General features: G+C 72.0%; 17 protein-coding genes. 10 read left to right on the top strand and 7 right to left on the bottom strand.

What is annotated here, in order from left to right:
• Positions 1 to 2: 2 nt before the first annotated feature.
• Both OHA98_RS36455 and OHA98_RS36450 read right to left on the bottom strand, forming a co-directional pair.
• Positions 3 to 794, bottom strand: coding sequence for an SDR family oxidoreductase (locus OHA98_RS36455; protein ID WP_266932030.1), 792 nt, complete (start codon positions 792 to 794; stop codon positions 3 to 5).
• 99 nt (positions 795 to 893) lie between these two features.
• On the bottom strand, positions 894 to 1,445 hold the full coding sequence (locus OHA98_RS36450) for a hypothetical protein (protein WP_266932029.1): 552 nt from the start codon (positions 1,443 to 1,445) through the stop codon (positions 894 to 896).
• A 138-nt stretch (positions 1,446 to 1,583) separates the two neighbouring features.
• Between OHA98_RS36450 and OHA98_RS36445 the strand changes: the two genes are divergently transcribed.
• Entirely contained in the window at positions 1,584 to 2,846 is a 1,263-nt protein-coding gene (locus OHA98_RS36445; protein ID WP_266932028.1) for a helix-turn-helix transcriptional regulator, read from the top strand.
• A gap of 115 nt (positions 2,847 to 2,961) precedes the next feature.
• Here the strand turns inward: OHA98_RS36445 and OHA98_RS36440 are convergent, their stop codons facing one another.
• The 3 genes from OHA98_RS36440 to OHA98_RS36430 form a co-directional block, all read right to left on the bottom strand.
• The gene (locus OHA98_RS36440; RefSeq protein WP_266932027.1) at positions 2,962 to 3,729 is read right to left on the bottom strand and encodes an SDR family NAD(P)-dependent oxidoreductase; all 768 of its coding nucleotides are present in this window, start codon (positions 3,727 to 3,729) and stop codon (positions 2,962 to 2,964) included.
• An 86-nt stretch (positions 3,730 to 3,815) separates the two neighbouring features.
• Positions 3,816 to 5,153: an RNA polymerase subunit sigma-70 gene (locus tag OHA98_RS36435; protein WP_266932026.1), complete on the bottom strand. Its 1,338-nt coding sequence runs from the start codon at positions 5,151 to 5,153 to the stop codon at positions 3,816 to 3,818.
• Between the two features lie 3 nt (positions 5,154 to 5,156).
• On the bottom strand, positions 5,157 to 5,345 hold the full coding sequence (locus tag OHA98_RS36430) for a DUF397 domain-containing protein (RefSeq protein WP_266932025.1): 189 nt from the start codon (positions 5,343 to 5,345) through the stop codon (positions 5,157 to 5,159).
• Between the two features lie 113 nt (positions 5,346 to 5,458).
• Between OHA98_RS36430 and OHA98_RS36425 the strand changes: the two genes are divergently transcribed.
• On the top strand, positions 5,459 to 5,593 hold the full coding sequence (locus OHA98_RS36425) for a hypothetical protein (protein WP_266932024.1): 135 nt from the start codon (positions 5,459 to 5,461) through the stop codon (positions 5,591 to 5,593).
• 24 nt (positions 5,594 to 5,617) lie between these two features.
• Here the strand turns inward: OHA98_RS36425 and OHA98_RS36420 are convergent, their stop codons facing one another.
• The gene (locus OHA98_RS36420) at positions 5,618 to 6,217 is read right to left on the bottom strand and encodes a TetR/AcrR family transcriptional regulator (protein ID WP_266932023.1); all 600 of its coding nucleotides are present in this window, start codon (positions 6,215 to 6,217) and stop codon (positions 5,618 to 5,620) included.
• A gap of 139 nt (positions 6,218 to 6,356) precedes the next feature.
• On the opposite strand from OHA98_RS36420, the gene OHA98_RS36415 reads away from it, so the two are divergent.
• A complete protein-coding gene (locus OHA98_RS36415) occupies positions 6,357 to 8,657 on the top strand; it encodes a glycoside hydrolase family 3 N-terminal domain-containing protein (protein WP_266932022.1) in 2,301 nt (766 codons plus the stop codon).
• Positions 8,658 to 9,481: 824 nt separating this feature from the next.
• Here OHA98_RS36415 and OHA98_RS36410 read toward each other — a convergent pair.
• Positions 9,482 to 9,727: a hypothetical protein gene (locus OHA98_RS36410; RefSeq protein ID WP_266932021.1), complete on the bottom strand. Its 246-nt coding sequence runs from the start codon at positions 9,725 to 9,727 to the stop codon at positions 9,482 to 9,484.
• Between the two features lie 125 nt (positions 9,728 to 9,852).
• Here OHA98_RS36410 and OHA98_RS36405 point away from each other — a divergent pair, with 125 nt between their 5' ends.
• The 7 genes from OHA98_RS36405 to OHA98_RS36375 all read left to right on the top strand — a co-directional run bounded on the left by OHA98_RS36405 (position 9,853) and on the right by OHA98_RS36375 (position 15,520).
• Positions 9,853 to 10,719: an AraC family transcriptional regulator gene (locus OHA98_RS36405; RefSeq protein WP_266932020.1), complete on the top strand. Its 867-nt coding sequence runs from the start codon at positions 9,853 to 9,855 to the stop codon at positions 10,717 to 10,719.
• 211 nt (positions 10,720 to 10,930) lie between these two features.
• Positions 10,931 to 11,224 carry a hypothetical protein gene (locus OHA98_RS36400; protein ID WP_266932019.1) on the top strand — a complete coding sequence of 98 codons (294 nt, stop codon included), beginning with the start codon at positions 10,931 to 10,933 and terminating at the stop codon, positions 11,222 to 11,224.
• A 199-nt stretch (positions 11,225 to 11,423) separates the two neighbouring features.
• Positions 11,424 to 12,035: a matrixin family metalloprotease gene (locus tag OHA98_RS36395; RefSeq protein ID WP_266932018.1), complete on the top strand. Its 612-nt coding sequence runs from the start codon at positions 11,424 to 11,426 to the stop codon at positions 12,033 to 12,035.
• A gap of 2 nt (positions 12,036 to 12,037) precedes the next feature.
• Positions 12,038 to 12,589, top strand: coding sequence for a hypothetical protein (locus OHA98_RS36390; protein WP_266932017.1), 552 nt, complete (start codon positions 12,038 to 12,040; stop codon positions 12,587 to 12,589).
• Positions 12,590 to 12,686: 97 nt separating this feature from the next.
• Positions 12,687 to 12,965, top strand: coding sequence for a cytochrome P450 (locus OHA98_RS36385; protein ID WP_266932016.1), 279 nt, complete (start codon positions 12,687 to 12,689; stop codon positions 12,963 to 12,965).
• 325 nt (positions 12,966 to 13,290) lie between these two features.
• Positions 13,291 to 13,932, top strand: coding sequence for a TetR/AcrR family transcriptional regulator (locus OHA98_RS36380; protein WP_266932015.1), 642 nt, complete (start codon positions 13,291 to 13,293; stop codon positions 13,930 to 13,932).
• A gap of 145 nt (positions 13,933 to 14,077) precedes the next feature.
• A complete protein-coding gene (locus OHA98_RS36375) occupies positions 14,078 to 15,520 on the top strand; it encodes a sensor histidine kinase (protein ID WP_266932580.1) in 1,443 nt (480 codons plus the stop codon).
• The last annotated feature ends 14 nt before the right edge of the window (positions 15,521 to 15,534 follow it).

Raw genomic sequence — 15,534 nt, 5'->3', positions numbered from 1 at the left:
GTTCAGGAAGCGGATCCGCCATTGCTCTTCAGCAGCTGACCGTTGATCCACTGGCCCTGGGGCGAGCAGAGGAAGTCCACGAGGTGCGCGGTGTCCTGCGGGGTGCCGAGGCGGCCGAGGGGCGTCGCGCGCAGACACGCCTCGTGTACGTCCTCGGTCATCCAGCCGGTGTCCACCGGCCCCGGGTTGACGGCGTTGGCGGTGACGCCCAGATGGGCGAACTCGTGGGCGGCGGCCAGCGTGATGCGGTCGAGGGCGCCCTTGCTCGCGCCGTAGGGGAGGTTGCCGACGGTGTGGTCGCTGGTGAGCGCGACGATCCTGCCGGTCCCCGGGGCGGAGCGGAAGCGCAGCCCGTACTCGCGGATCAGCAGCCAGGTGGCACGCGCGTTGACGGCGAAGTGGCGGTCGAAGCTCTCGACGGTGGTGTCCAGCAGGCCGGAGTCGACGGACTCGGCATGGCACATCACGAGGGCGGTGACCGGCCCGAGGCGGCGTTCGGCCTCGTCGAAGATCCTCGCCGGGGCGTCGGGGTCGCAGAGGTCCGCCTCGATGGCGGCCGTCCGCCCGCCCGCCGGGTGGAGGCTGTCGGTGATGGCCGCCGCGGCGCCCTCCTCGACCCCCCAGCTCATGCGCCTGTCGTAGGGCGTCCAGTAGGTGAAGGCGATGTCCCAGCCCGAGGCGGCCAGCCGCCGCGCGATGCCCGCACCGATGCCCACGGTGCGGCCGACCCCGGTGATCAGGGCGACGGGGCGCGGCGACTCGGACGCGGGAAGGTGCGGTTCGGTGGTAGTCATATGAGGCGATGCTCTGTTACGGGCACGGCGCGGGTCAACGTCATGTGCGGAGGCTTCCGTTGTGGCGCGTCACCGGCGGCGGTGGACCTCACGGCGGCCTCACGGCGGAGTCACGATCACCTCGCGGGCGCGCCGGGTGAACCTCTCCCTGCTCATCTCCACGGCGTCGACGGCGTCTTCGAGGCCGGTGCGGTACGCGGCGTCCGGCAGCCCTTCGCGCATCCCGTGGAGCACCCTTTCGAGATAGGCCCGCAGGGACCGTACGTCCGACCACACGTTCACGCCCTCCGCGGCCACGGCTTCCGGACCCATGAGATCGAGCCGTGCCTGGGCCTTGTAGAGCGCGTCCACCGCGCCACCGAGCTCCGCCACGGCCGCTCCCAGCACATCGGGCGCGGGAGGGGCGTCCCGCGCGGAGGCCGGTACACCGTCCTGGTGCGCGACCCGGTGCAGCACGCCGTCGACCGGCTCCGCCGCCTGCATGAACACGAGGTAGGCCTCCCGGCGTTCGCTCCGCAGCGCCCGCACGTGATCGACCGCCCCCTGGTCACGTGCCTGCCGCCGGGCGGACGAATACGTCAACGCCGAGGTGCACAGGGTTCCGACGACGCCCACCCCGGCTCCGAACAAGGCTGCCCATCCTTGGTCCATGGGGTCCATTTTCCGCCGTGGGCAGTCGCGGGAGCCCCTTTTCCCCGGATCGGTCCTGCTCCGAACTCGTTAGACTCGGGCGAGCAGACCAGACGTCACACATGGACGGTCACCGGCCATGGCTGGGAGGACGGACAGGTGGTCGCAGCATCACAGCAAACCCCGGACGATCCGGTGGGGAATGCGGCGGAGCGGTTCGCCCTCGGGTTACGAGCCCTCCGCGGCGCGGCGGACGGTCCGACGTACCGCCAGATGGCCGCGCGTACGGGCCAGTCGCCCGGCGCACTGTCCCACGCCGCGAAGGGCGGCCAACTGCCTTCCCTCGAAGTCGCCCTGGCGTACGTCGAAGCCTGTGGCGGTGACCGTACGGAATGGGAACAACGGTGGCTGGCGGCGCGGGCCGAGCTCGATACGGCACCGGCACCGGCACCGGCACCGGCACAGGCACCAGCACCGAGACGGCGGTGGCCGTTCGTCGTCGCCGCCGGAACCCTCGCGCTCGCCCTGGTGGTCGCCGGAGCGGTTCTCGTGAACCGGCGCGGGCAGGAGCCGCCCCCGTCGGACGCCGCCGACGGTTCCCCCCGCTTCTTCGCCGCCGACGATGCCTTCAACCAGCGGCACCCGCGTCCCCGCCCGGCGCCCGACTCCGCGCGGATGGTCGCCGACCTGCTCGCTCCGGGCCGGGTCGAGCTGTACACCGGCACGGCGGGCTCCCTGGTGTACCGGGCCACCTCCGGCACTCCGGCCTACGAAGTCACCCCGCGCAAGCACGTCGGTCAATGGGGGACCAACCCCTTCGAAGGTGTCGACCTGCCCTGGGACGCCTCGTGGAAGGCCCCGGCGGCGGGGCGCGAGTGGGCGGTGGTGATCAGACCGGACGGGCGGGCGGTGGAGTGCTGGCGGGCCGAGGTGCGGGACGGCAGGCCCAGCTGTGAATGGGGAGCCGTGTCCGACATCCGGGGCTCGTCGGTCGCCGTCACGGGCCAGGAGACCGGCAGCGGCCTGTCCCGCCTGGCCGGAATGATCACCCGCGCGGAGTGGAAGGCCGGCCGGATCGACCACGCCCTGAGCTTCGGCACCCCGGACAACAACGGCCGGCATGTCTTTCCCGCGGTGGGGAGCGACGGCGAGGGTGAAGGCCGCTGGCGGCTGGGGCAGTTCATCTGGCTGGATCGCTCGTACGACATCGACGCCGCGACCTCGCTCAAGCCGTACGAGCGGATGGTCGCGAAGGCACTGCAGGAGTACGGCGCGTTCAACGTCAAGAACGCCGGGGAGTTCAGCTTCACGTCCGAGTACGGATCGAAGCCGCCGGGCAGCGGCGGTGCGGGCTATGCGCCCCTCGGCCACATCGAGTTCGCGAAGTACCTGCGGGTCGGGACGATCGCGCCCGCGCCGTAGGAGCTGTGGCGCCCGGAGCCGCTCCGCGAGCCACCCGTTGTCGCTCCGCGAGCCGCCCGGACCGCCCGGACCGGCTGCGGCGGCCGGCCCGGCCGGGGCAGCAGGATCAGCAGGATCAGCTGGGAAACATGCCCGCCGTCGCGTTGACCCAGGTGCCCGTGACGGCCGCCCCCGCGTCGGAGGCGAGGAACGTCGCCAGCGCGGCGATGTCGGCGACCCTGGGTGAGCGCTTCGTCATCCGGAGGCTGTTCAGGTGGTCGCGGATGCCCTCGACGTCGGCGTCGTTCATGACGGGGGCCCCGGCCCCGGCCAGCTTCTCCACGGTGAGGGTGTCGACGACACCGGCCGTCCAGATCCCGCAGACCCGTACGCCCGCCGGGCCGATCTCCTGGGCGAACTGCCGGATCATCGCGTCCATCGCCCCGTCGGCGGCCGCCGTGCCGCCCATCATCGGGCTGCCGTTCCCGGAGCCGCTGTCCAGGGCCAGGATCACGCCGGAACCCTGCGCGCCCATCCGGCGGGCGGCGGCCCGCGCGGTGATGAACTGGCAGGTGATGCCCCGCACGACCGGCCGGGTGTAGTCCTCCACCGGCATCTCGGTGAGCGGCACCCCGTGGAGGTCCCCGCGCGGTACGAGGTTGAGGGAGATGTCGATACGTCCCGCCCGCTCGGCCACCGACGTGGCGTGCGCCTCGACGGCCGTTTCGTCGAGGGCGTCGAGTACGTCGTACTCGGCACCGGTCCTGGCGGCGGCCGCCCGCAGTGTCTCCCGCGTACGTCCGGCGAGGAACACCCGCGCCCCCGCCTCCCCGTACGCCTGTGCGATGCCCGAGCCCAGCGAGCCCGCTCCGCCGTAGATGACCGCGACCTTGTCCTTGAGCATGGCGTTCGCCCCTTCGATCCGGGCGCCGTGCGCGCCCTGTCACTCATAGGACGCGCACGAACGGCGAACTCATCGCCCGCCACGCCTCACAGCGTCATCGGAAGCCCGAAGGCCGGGAACAGATGAGGTTCGAAGGTGGTGATCTCCGCGATCCGGTCCTCGCCCGGTTCGATGCGCAGGACGTCGATGATCTGCGCCCGGTAGACGCTGGTGCCGGGCCGCTGGAGGTAACCGGCCACTGCCATACGGCCGTTGGCGCGTACGGGAACGGTCCGCCAGTGCCCCACGAACGTCGGTGACGCCGGATCGAGGTTCGGGCGCAGGAACGTGAAGAGGGCGTCGCGCCCCGTGAACCAGAAGGGGTTCGGCGGCATCGTCAGCACCGCGTCCTCCCGCACCAGCTCCACCATCGCGTCGATGTCGGAGTGCGCCACGGCATCCATGTAGCGCCGTACCAACGCCATCTCCCCGGCACCGGGTTCGCGCACCGACCAGTCCTCCCGGCGCCCCGGCAGTGCCTGCCGAAGGGCGGCCCTGCCCCGCTGGACAGCGCTGTTCGCCGATGCCGCACCGGAGCCGAGGAGGTCGGCCGTCTCCTGGGCGGACCACCCGGCGACATCCCGCAGGATCACGGCGGCCCGCTGCCGTGCGGGGAGCTTCTGCACGGCGGTCAGGAAGAGCAGTTCCAGCGTATCGCTCGCCACGGCCGCCGCGTCCGGCTCGTGCGCCGGAGCGGGCCTGTCGGGCAATTGGTCGTCGGGGAAGGGCTGCAGCCAGGCCACCCGCACGGGTGGCGGCCCGACGCCGGAGTCCATGCCGGGGACGGGCGCGTACGTCGTGGGGCGCCGGTCGTGCTTGCGCAGGAAGTCCAGGCACAGCCGGGTGGCGATCTTGTACAGCCACGCCCGGGGATGGGTGACACCGCTGAGCGCGTCCCGCGCCCGCCAGGCCCGGAGGAACGTTTCCTGTGTCAGGTCCTCGGCCTCGTCGTACGAACCGAGCAGCCGGTAGCAGTGCACCCGCAGCTCACGCCCGTACTGCTCGGAGAGTGCGGCGAAGTCGTCGTCGGTGGAGGGGGAGGCCGTCGGATTCGTCACGGGTGCGGGTGTGACGCTTTCTCCCGCGCGCTCCTCCTCCCGCTCCTCCGCACGCGCCTGCCGGGCGATGCGCCGCAGTTGCGTGAACGGGCCGGACAGCGCCTCGACGTCGGTGTGGAACGTGTCCCTGGGCACCGGCCGTAGCTTCCGCAGCCGGTCCCCGAGATCGGCGATCAGTTCCTGCACGGGTAGGGCGGAGGGCTGTTTTCGCTCCCGGTACGCGCGCTGCCGACAGGCCTGGGTGCAGTACGCGGGCGCCCGGCCCGGCCCGGCGGCTTTCTCGATCTCCCGTCCGCAGGCGAGGCATTCCCCCGTTGTCGCAGTCACGGCTCAGGCAGCTGATCCGGCCGCGTGACCGAGGAAGGAGGGCCATGCGCCGGGGGAGAGGGAGCGCGCGGGGACGGCGGGGGCCCGGGAGGCCCGGACGTGGACGGTGCGGGGACAGGTGGCGACCTCTGCGCGGTCGCCGCCCTGGCTGCCGCTGTAGCCGGACGTGAACCGGTGGAGGTCGGCGCTCATAGTTCCTCTGCCATCTTCTCGATCATTTCCGGAGACCTTTCGGGAGTGTATGCCTGGGCCCGCGCACTACCCCATACTTCCCGAACAGGCTTACCAATTCAGGCTGTTCAGTGATGAGGAGGCTGCCGCCCTGCCCTTCGGTGTACGCCAACCGCTTCCGCTCGGTGTTCTCCAGCAGGACGAAGGCGCCGTTCGTGGACGCGGGGCTGCTGCACGGACTGGCGGTGAGGGTGGCCGGGCCCCCGTGACCGGAAGACGTCGACAGGCCGGCGTCAGAAGTCGACGGTGAGCTGGGCCTGGACATGGGCGCGCAGGACGCCCGCCATGTCCGTCCCGCCGTCGCTGAGGAGCCACTGGACCTGGAGGCCGTCCATGAGGGCGATCAGCTGCCGGCCGGCGGCCGGCGGGTCGATGCCCGCCCGCAGGGCGCCCTCGTCGCGGGCCTCGCGGTAGGCGCGTTCGGTGTTGTCCACCGAGGTCCGGTAGCGGCGGACGAAGTACGCGTGGGCGGGGTGGTCGGCGGAGGTCGCCTCGGCGGCGACCACCGAGAACAGTTCGACGATCCCGCGCCGCGTGGCGTTCAGGGCGGCCAGGTCGGCGAGCCGGCGCAGATGGTCGACGCCCTTGGCGGTGTCGAGCGCGAGCCATTCGCCGTCCACGTCGTCGCGGTGTTCGAGGACCGCGAGGAGCAGGGACTCCTTCGTCGGGAAGTGGTGCAGGAGGCCGGGGTGCGAGATGCCGCAGCGGGTCGCGATGACACGCAGTGAGGCGCCCCGGTAGCCGACCTCGCCGAACATGGCCATGGCGTGGTCGAGGATCTCGCGGCGCTTCGCCCGGCCCTTGGCGTAGCCACGCCCCGTTTCGGCGGTCACTCGCACGCTCCCGACTTCTTCCCGGTCCTTCGGACCAACTGTCCCGCCAGGCTGTCACAGCCAGATACTTACCACTCGGTCGGTATTGAGCGTACGGTGATGCGGTGATGTGTGGAGTGACGTCCTGAAAGGAACTCCTGTGGGTCTCTTCCCGCCCTACCTCGACCCCGCGCTGCCTGTGGCGGAGCGGGTCAGTGACCTTCTCGGCCGGATGACGCTGCCGGAGAAGACCGGCCAGATGCTCCAGCTGAACGCCAAGGACGGAGTGCGGCACCTCGTCGAGGACCTGCACGTGGGATCGATCCTGCACGCCTCGCCCGAACGCGTACTGGAGGCGGCCGAGGCCACCGGGCGCACCAGGCTGCGGATTCCGCTGCTGGTCGCGGAGGACTGCATCCACGGGCACTCCTTCTGGGAGGGCGCCACGATCTACCCGACGCAGCTCGGCATGGCCGCGACCTGGGACGCGGAGCTGGTGGAGCGGATCGCCAGGGCGACGGCCGTCGAGGTCGCGGCGACCGGTGTGCACTGGACGTTCTCGCCGGTGCTGTGCATCACGCGGGACCTGCGCTGGGGGCGGGTGAGCGAGACGTTCGGCGAGGACCCGTTCCTCATCGGCGAGCTGGCCTCCGCCATGGTGCGCGGGTATCAGGGCGACGGTCTGGCGGACCCGACGGCGATCCTGGCGTGTGCCAAGCACTTCGCGGGCTACTCCGAGACGCAGGGGGGCCGTGACGCGAGCGAGGCGGACATCTCTCGGCGCAAGCTGCGGTCGTGGTTCCTCCCGCCGTTCGAGCGGGTGGCGCGCGAGGGCTGCCGGACGTTCATGCTCGGCTACCAGTCGATGGACGGCGTGCCGATCACGGTGAACAACTGGCTGCTGAACGACGTGCTGCGCGGCGAGTGGGGGTACACCGGGACGCTGGTGACCGACTGGGACAACGTCGGCCGCATGGTGTGGGAGCAGAAGGTGTACGCCGATGCCGCGCAGGCGTCGGCGGCGGCGGTGCGCGCGGGCAACGACATGGTGATGACGACGCCCGCCTTCTTCGAGGGGGCGCAGGAGGCGGTGGCGGCCGGCACGCTCGACGAGGCGGAGATCGACGCCGCCGTACGCCGCATCCTGACGCTCAAGTTCGAGCTGGGCCTCTTCGAGAACCCGCGCCGCCCGGACGCCGCCCGGCAGGCGGAGGTCATCGGGAGCGCCGGGCACGCCGCGCTGAACCTGGAGGCGGCCCGGCGCTCGCTGGTGCTGCTGGCGAACGACGGGACGCTGCCGCTGTCCGGCGGGTTCGCGGCGGGTGACGGCGGGCGGGCGGTGGCCGCGCAGGGGGCCTCCGGTCCCGTACCGCGTACGGTCGCCGTCATCGGGCCCAACGCGGACGACCCGCAGAACCAGCTCGGCGACTGGGCGGGCTCCTCCGGCCAGGCCGACTGGCTGCCGGACGGCCAGCCGCGCGGGATGATCCGTACGGTGCTGGACGGCTTCCGCGACCATGTCCCCGCCGACTGGAACGTCTCGTACGCGCGGGGCGCCGCCATCCTCACCGTCGGGCCGGACCCGGAGGGCGCGTTCTTCCCGGACGGGCAGCCCCGGCCGGAGGTCGTCGTCCCCGCCGCACCGGACGCGGCGCTGATCGGCGAGGCGGTCGCGGCGGCGGAGGCGGCCGACTACGTCGTCGCGGTCGTCGGCGACCGTATCGAACTGGTCGGCGAGGGGAAGTCCACCGCGACGCTGGAACTCGTCGGTGACCAGGTCGCCCTGCTGGACGCGCTCGCGGCGACGGGCAAGCCGCTCGTCGTCGTGGTCATCAGCTCCAAGCCGCTGGTGCTGCCGCCGTCCGCGCACCGTGCGGCGGCGATCGTGCACGCCTTCAACCCGGGCATGCTCGGCGGCCGGGCCGTCGCCGAACTCGTACTCGGCCTGGTCGAACCGACCGGCCGGCTGCCGCTCTCCTTCGCGCGCCACGCGGGCCAGCAGCCGACGTACTACAACCAGGTGCGGGGCCAGCACGGCACGCGGTACGCGGACCTCACGCAGAGCCCGGCGTTCGTGTTCGGCGAGGGGCTGAGCTATACGACGGTGGAGTACACGGATCTGGAGGTGCGGACCCCGCTCGTCGGGGCGGGCGACACGGTGCGGGCGCGGGTCAGGCTCACCAACACGGGCACGCGGCCCGCGCTGGAGACGGTGCAGGTGTACGTCAGCGACACGGTCACCTCGGTGACCTGGGCCGAGAAGGAGCTGAAGGCCTACCGCCAGGTGTCCCTGGCCCCCGGGGAGTCGCGGGTGGTCCCGGTCGAACTGCCGGTCGCGGACTGCACCCTCGTGGACGCCGAGGGCCACCGCATCGTGGAGCCGGGCCGCTTCGAACTGCTCGTGGGCCCGTCCTCCCGTGACGAGGCGCTGCTGCGGGCGGACTTCACGGTGAAGGGCTGAGGGCAGGGCGGCCCGGAGGGGGGCACGGGGTTCGTCAGCCGCGATACAGCCCGGCGTGAGCACAAGGCCCACCGAAGCCCTGTGGCCCCCCTCAGGAGGGCCACAGGGCTTGTGCTCAGGAGCCGACCGAGCAGGAGGCCGAGGCGGTGCACTCTGCGACGCACCGCAGGCGTTCCGTACGGGGAGAAGCTCGGTCGGCGAATTCCGGGCCCCGAGCAGGGTCAGAACGCCTGCATGTACACCCGGGTGTTCTCGGAGTCCAGTTCAACGACGTGGATCTCGATCCATGCGACCTCGCTCCGTCGTTCGTCACCCACGCACGGCGGACACACCCCGCCCAACGGGCGCTCTTCTCGGTCTGGGGCTCGGCAAGGCCGAGGTGCCCGAAGAGTTCGGCCGCGGGCGGAAGGCTGTGATTCCTGGTGCGCAGGGGCTCTTCGGGGCGCAGATCTTCTGCCATTCGTACGGCGGTCTTCTCGTCGGTGACGAAGGAGAGCAGGTAGATGTCCTCTTGCGGGTTGACCTGAACGGCGCCCTTCACCTCCGCCGCGCCCTCGGGAACCTCCACTTTCATGAAGGCGGACGCCTCGGGAGCGCCGGCGCCCTTTCCCCAGTGGGAGGTTCGACCGCTGGTCACGTTCGGATCGTCCGCGCCGACCGTCGAGCATGAGGTGAGGAGCAGTGTGGCGCCCAGAGCAACGAACAGGCTGGGCAAAAGCGGGTGTCGAGTGGTCACCTGTTCTCCTCGTCGCCGCGCGAGACGTCCCCGCGCGAGCCTTCGCGGCCAGGGTCTGCCGGAGTTACCCCGGGGGCGGAGCCACTGTTCAGGTCCTGGGTGAAAGTGGAGCTGCTGCCGCGTATGTCGAATGAGTGTCCCAGCCATAACCGTCCCTGGCGCCACACTCCTTGACGGCCGCGTTCACGCTCTCAGTCGCGTGCTTGCCGTCTCTTTCGACGTCGCGCTCCAGATCGTCATTGATCGCCTTCGCCGCTTGCTGCTTCTCCGCCGGGTTCGAGGCGAGATCCGGCGCGCCGCCTTCTGTCGCCTGAGCGAGCTGGTTCAGCTGCATCTGGCCGACATGTCGGCTGGTCAAATCCGCTTTGCCGGCGGGACCCGACCGGGCCGGGCACAGGATGTCGGGTGCGGCGCGCGGGCCCCTCGTAGTGTGGGTGAACGACGGGGAAAGGGGCCGGGATGCTGGAGCGGCTGAACCAGGCCATGGAGTACGTCGAGTCGCGTCTCGACCGGCCGATCGACGTGGCCGAACTCGCGCGGATCGCCCTGACATCGGAGTACCACCTGCGCCGGATGTTCTCCGCGCTGGCGGGCATCCCGCTGTCGGAGTACATCCGGCGCAGGCGGCTGACCGTGGCGGGCGCCGAGGTGCTCGGCGGTGAGCGGACGCTGCTGGAGGTCGGGACGCGCTACGGCTACAGCTCGGGCGAGGCCTTCGCGCGTGCGTTCCGCGCGGTGCACGGGGTGGGTCCGGGCGAGGCCCGGAGGACCGGTGCGGCTCTGCAGTCCCAGCCGCGGATGTCCTTCCGCCTCGTCATCGAGGGGAGCAGCAGCATGCGTTACCGGATCGTGGACAGGGAGCGGTTCCGTGTGGTCGGGAGGAAGGCCCGGGTACCGCTCGTCCACGAGGGGATGAACCCGGCGATCGGCGAGTTCATCCGCGGCATGGGGAAAGAGACACTGCGGCGGATCGCGGAGCTGTCGGACCAGGAGCCGGAGGGGATCGTCGGCGTGAGCGACCACCTCGACCCGAGCCGGGCCGAGGGAACCGAACTCGACTACTACCACGGCGTGGTGACGCGCGCCGAGGCGCCGGAGGGCATGGAGGCCCTGGACGTCCCGGCGGGCACATGGGCCGTCTTCGAGAGCGCGGGTGCCTTCCCGCAGGCGCTCCAGTACATGTGGCGGGACGTGTTCACGCAGTGGTTCCCGTCGAATCCGTACCGGAGCAGGCCGGGGCCGGAGATCGTGCGCGTGCGCGTCTCGGACGACGGGACGCGGGCCGACGCGGCGCTGTGGATTCCCGTGGAGCGGTCGGCGGACTGAGCGGTACCGGAGGACCGGCGGGGGCGGTGCGGTTCGGGCGGTGCGGTGCGCTTCGGGCGGGCTGTTCGGGGTGGCTGTTCGGGGTGGCCCCGGACCGACCCGGGGCTTGTCCGCGTGCGTCCGTGCCCGGCCGGACTGTCGGACCCGCGTGCCAGGCTGAGGGTGATCGAGCCGGTGACCGGGCCGGTGGGCCGAAGAGGGGACAGTTCCGATGGATGCCTCGTACTACCGCGCCGTCAGCGAGGACGGCGACATCATCGACGACCCGTCCGAGGACGCGCTGTACATGCTGTTCAGCGACCTCAACGACGCGGACAACACCTTCGTCGTCATCGAGCCCTACGAGGACGAACCGCGCTGGCACGCCTCGGTCACGGTCCGGGGCGAGGGCGGTTACGAGGTCGTGCGCCGCGATACGGCCCGCCGTGAGCACGAGGTCGTCACCGAGGACAGCATCCACCGGATCGCCAACAGCCTCACCATCTGGATGGCCGGCAGGGACTGACCGGCCGCAAGGGCCGGCCGCAGGGGTCGGCCGCAAGGGGTCGGCCGGACGCGTCGGGGGCTCCTCGCGGTGCCGGTCGGCCCCCTCGGCGTACCGGCCGGGCCGCGCTTCCCCCTCCGGGGTGAATGCCCGCCCGTACCGTTCCCTGTGGGGCGCGGGCCTCAGTACGGTGCCTCTCACCTGCGAAGGAGAAGCGCTTGTGAAGCCTCCGATGGATCCGGTCCGTGTGCTGGTCGCCCTCGCGTGCGCCACCACCACCGCCGTCTCGGCCACCGCGGTCGCCTACGGGGAAGAAGTGACGGGGGTGCGAGGGGCGGCAGGGGTGAAGAGGGCCGCCGGGTGTGTGGCGGGGGAGCGGGAACGGCGCTCGGACTCGGCGGTCGACGAGGGCGAGATCCGGTGGACGTCCGCGACGAAGTACGACGACGCGCGCACCTGGGCCGGGAAGGTCTGGCAGACCGGTTCGCTGTCGCGGATCAAGATCCGGCCGGACAGTGCCACGACCGTCAACGACCTCGACTGGCGCGACTACAGCAAGGCCGACGGCAAGGGTGCCTACTACGAGCACCACGGCGGTGTCGCGGACACCGATGTCATCCACCTCAACCGCAAGTCCCTCGACAAACCGGGGAAGTACGCCTCGACCGAGTTGCGTCGGCACGTCGCCGCGCATGAACTCGGGCACGCCCTGGGCCTGTGTCACAAGTCCGAGCAGGTGGCGTCGCTCATGTGGCCCGCCCCGCTGGTGACCATGCCGATCACCGAGCCGACCGACACCGACAAGGCCAACTACAAGAAGCTCTGGGGCTGACCATGACCCGAACCAGCCTTCTGCTCACCGCGCTCGCCGCCGCCACCGTGCTCGCGACGGCCGGGGCCGGCTACTGGTACACCACCCTGGACGACGTGACGGCGGCGCATACCCTGTGCCTGCCGGAGGACACCACCGACCGGGACAAGGCGGGGAACGTGGGGACGGTCGCGATCGTCACCGTCGACCGGACGGTCGAGTACCGCGAGGAGGAGCCGGAGCTCGAAGGAGGTGTCGTCATGTCCGCCGTGACCGTGACGGAACCCCTCAAGGGCACCCCGCCCGCGTCCATGGTGATCGGCCAGTCCGCCGTCCTGGACGCGAAGGGGCGTGCCCTCGCCGCCGGCGAACCGGACTACGCGGCGCTCCGCCCCGGCCGCCGCTACGTCATCGGCCTGACGGACACGCACGAGTACAAGGACGGCTGGGTGTGGTTCGCCGTGAGCGCCGACGACCGGCTCGGCGCGGAGCGGGCCCGCTGGAAGGACGCCGTCGCCCACCAGAACGCGCCCCGCGCGGATCACCGCTGCGACGACGGCGCCGCCGACAAATAGGGCGCGAGAAGTTTCATTCCGCCGATGTCCCGGGTATTCCGGTCGCCAGGCCGGATTCCTGCCCCTTCGACCCCGACGAGACCTACACCCGGCTGAGTTGATCCGGCAACGGATCGCCGAGCCCCGGGACGATCTGATCAGCCGGCTGATCGCTCGCGGCAATCGGACCGAACGCCCTTTGAGCGTCGTGGAGTTGGCCACTCTCGGCGCGCACCAGTGCATAGGCCGCCAGCTGGCCCGGATCGAGTTGGAGGTCGCGCTGACCACCCTGCTGCGCCGCATCCCCGGGCTGCGCCCGGTGATCCCTTCGGCGCGGGCCGAGTTCAAGCTCAACGGCATCGTCCTCGGCCTGCCGAGCATGCCGGTCGTCTGGTGAACGGCCCCGGGAAGAACCGCCCCGGGAAGAACGGCCCCAGGAAGAACGGCCCCGGAACACCGGCCCCGGGAGGAGGAACGCGTCCTCCTCGTCAACTTTCCTGACCGTTCACCGTGCCACTTTGGGGCTGAAAAATGCCGGGCCGTCCGATCCGCCGGGGGAGCGCGTCGGCGGCGCGACAGGGGGTGTGAGGGCGGGGTGCCGCACTCCGGTTGGGGTGTGGCGCAGTCGGAACCACCGTGCCGGGGCGAGCACAATGGGGCGGGCGGTCTGTGCAGAGGTGCTGAGGCTCCTCTCCCGCACCTCTTCCGCTGAAGGAGGACCGGTGGTGGACAACTGGCCGGCTCAGCGCACTGGCCCCGGTGACACGCTCCGGAACCAGGCGCGCGAGCAACTCCTCAACGCGGCCCGGGAACTGTTCGGAGTCGTCGGGTACGCGGAGACGACCGAGCTGGCGATCTGCGCGGCGGCCGGGGTTCCGGCCGAGGTGCTGCGCAAGGAGTACGGCTCGCGTGAGGGGCTGCTCGTCGCGCTGCACAACCGGGTGACGACGAGCGGGCTGCGGGCCGCGGAGAACGCCCTGCTCGCCAAGGGCATGGACGAGTGCGGGACCGCCGAGCGCGTCCGGCGCCTCTTCGACGCCTACGTGGAGGCCGTCACCCGCGATCCGCGCGAGGCCCGGGTGACCTTCGTCGAGGTGCTGGGCGTGAGCGCCACGGTGGACGAGCACTGCAAGCTGTGGCGGGCCCTGTGGACGGAGTTCCTGACCGGGGAGGCCGAGCGGGCGGTGGACCGGGGGGAGGCGGAGGACCGGGACCACCGGGTCGACGTGATGGTGATGGTCGGTACGGTCCACGAGCTGATGGCCCACCACAGCCGCCGGCCCCGGCGGGCCCGGCCCGCCGAGGTGTCCGGTGAACTCACCGAGCTGGCGCTGACGATGCTGGGGTCGCAGCAGGTGGAGTGACCTGGGCGGGACCCGGGGACTCCACGCTCAGTACCGTCCTCGTATGGACAGTGCGAAGCGCGGCGGTGCGGGACCGCGGACCCGGCCCGGGGATCCGGCCGGGGCGGCCGCTGCCGCCGCCGCTGCGGCGGGGGTGGGCCTGAGCATGGTCAGCCTGTGGTGGGCGGTTCCGGCGGCGGTCGCCGCGTTCCTCGCCGGGCAGCGGGCGGGACGGGCCCGGCCCACCGTGCTCGCGCTGGTCGCCGTCGTCGCGGCCGGGGTGGTGGCGGTGGCCCTGGTGCCGTCGTGGCTGCCGCTGGGCAGCCGGTTCGTGGCCGTGGTGGTCGTCGCGGCGATGCTGCCGTGGTTCGCGGGACGGTTCCGGCGCCAGTACCGGCAGCTCGTCCGGGCCGGGTGGGAGCGGGCGGCACAACTGGAGCGCGAACAACGGCTGGTCGCCGAGCAGGCCCGGCTGCGCGAACGGGCCCGGATCGCCCACGACATGCACGACGTCCTCGGCCACGACCTCAGCCTGATCGCCCTTTCGGCGGGCGCGCTGAGCCTCGCCGCCGACCTCGATGACCGGCACCGGCGGGCGGCCGGGGACATCAGGGCCAGGGCCGGGGCCGCGGTGGAGCGGCTCGGGGAAGTGATCAGCGTCCTGCGTGACGGGACCGACGACGCGCCCCTGAGCCCCACGGGAACCCCGGACGAGGGCGTCGGCGGCGGTGCCGGTGCCGGTGGCGGTCGCGGCGGCCCGGCCGCCTCCGTGTCCCGGGTCGCCCGGCTGGCCGACGAGGCCTCCGCGTCCGGGCTCTCGGTCGACCTGCGCGTCGACGGCAGGGCGGACCGCGTTCCCCCGGTCGTCGAGCGGGCCGTGCACCGCGTCGTGCAGGAGGCGCTCACCAACGTCGCCAAGCACGCCCCGCACACCACGGCGCGCGTTCGCGTCGCGCACTCGGCCGACGAGACCGAAGTGGTGGTCGAGAACGGGCCATCCCCGGGCGCCGCCCCAGCCGTGCCACCAGGGAGCGGAGCCCACGGTGGCCACGGGCTCATCGGGCTCGACGAGCGGGTGCGGCTGGCCGGGGGCACCTTCACCCACGGTCCGCGCGACGGGGGCTTCGCGGTCGCCGCCCGGATTCCGCACACCCCCTCGCGGCCCGTCGCACCCGTCACACCCATCACTCCCGTCGCTCTCCGGTCCGGCGGGCCGGGTGGCGAGGGCGGCGCGCTGCCCCGGGAGCACCGTCACGCCGGGCGCCGGGTGCGTCGGACGCTGGTTGCCGCGGTCCTGGTGCCGCTGGTGGCGGGGGCGTCGCTGTCGCTGGTGCTCATGGGGTGGGAGATGTGGTCGGTGTCCCGGTCGGTCCTGGAACCCGGCGACTTCGCCCGGCTGCGGGTGGGCATGGCCCGGTCCGAGGCCGAGCCCCTGTTGCCGGAACGCCGGACCGGCCACCGCCCGGTGGAGGCCGAGCCGGCCGGACCCGGCACATCGTGCTCGTACTACGCGATGACGGCCGACCGGTTCGACGACCGGTCGGGCGACGCGTACCGGCTCTGCTTCCGCGACGACACGCTGGTGTCCGCGGACGCCCTCACCCCGTAGCGGAGCAGGACGCC

The organism is Streptomyces sp. NBC_00654, assembly GCF_026341775.1.
Classification (GTDB): Bacteria; Actinomycetota; Actinomycetes; order Streptomycetales; family Streptomycetaceae; genus Streptomyces.
This window is presented reverse-complemented; position numbering and strand designations above follow the sequence as displayed.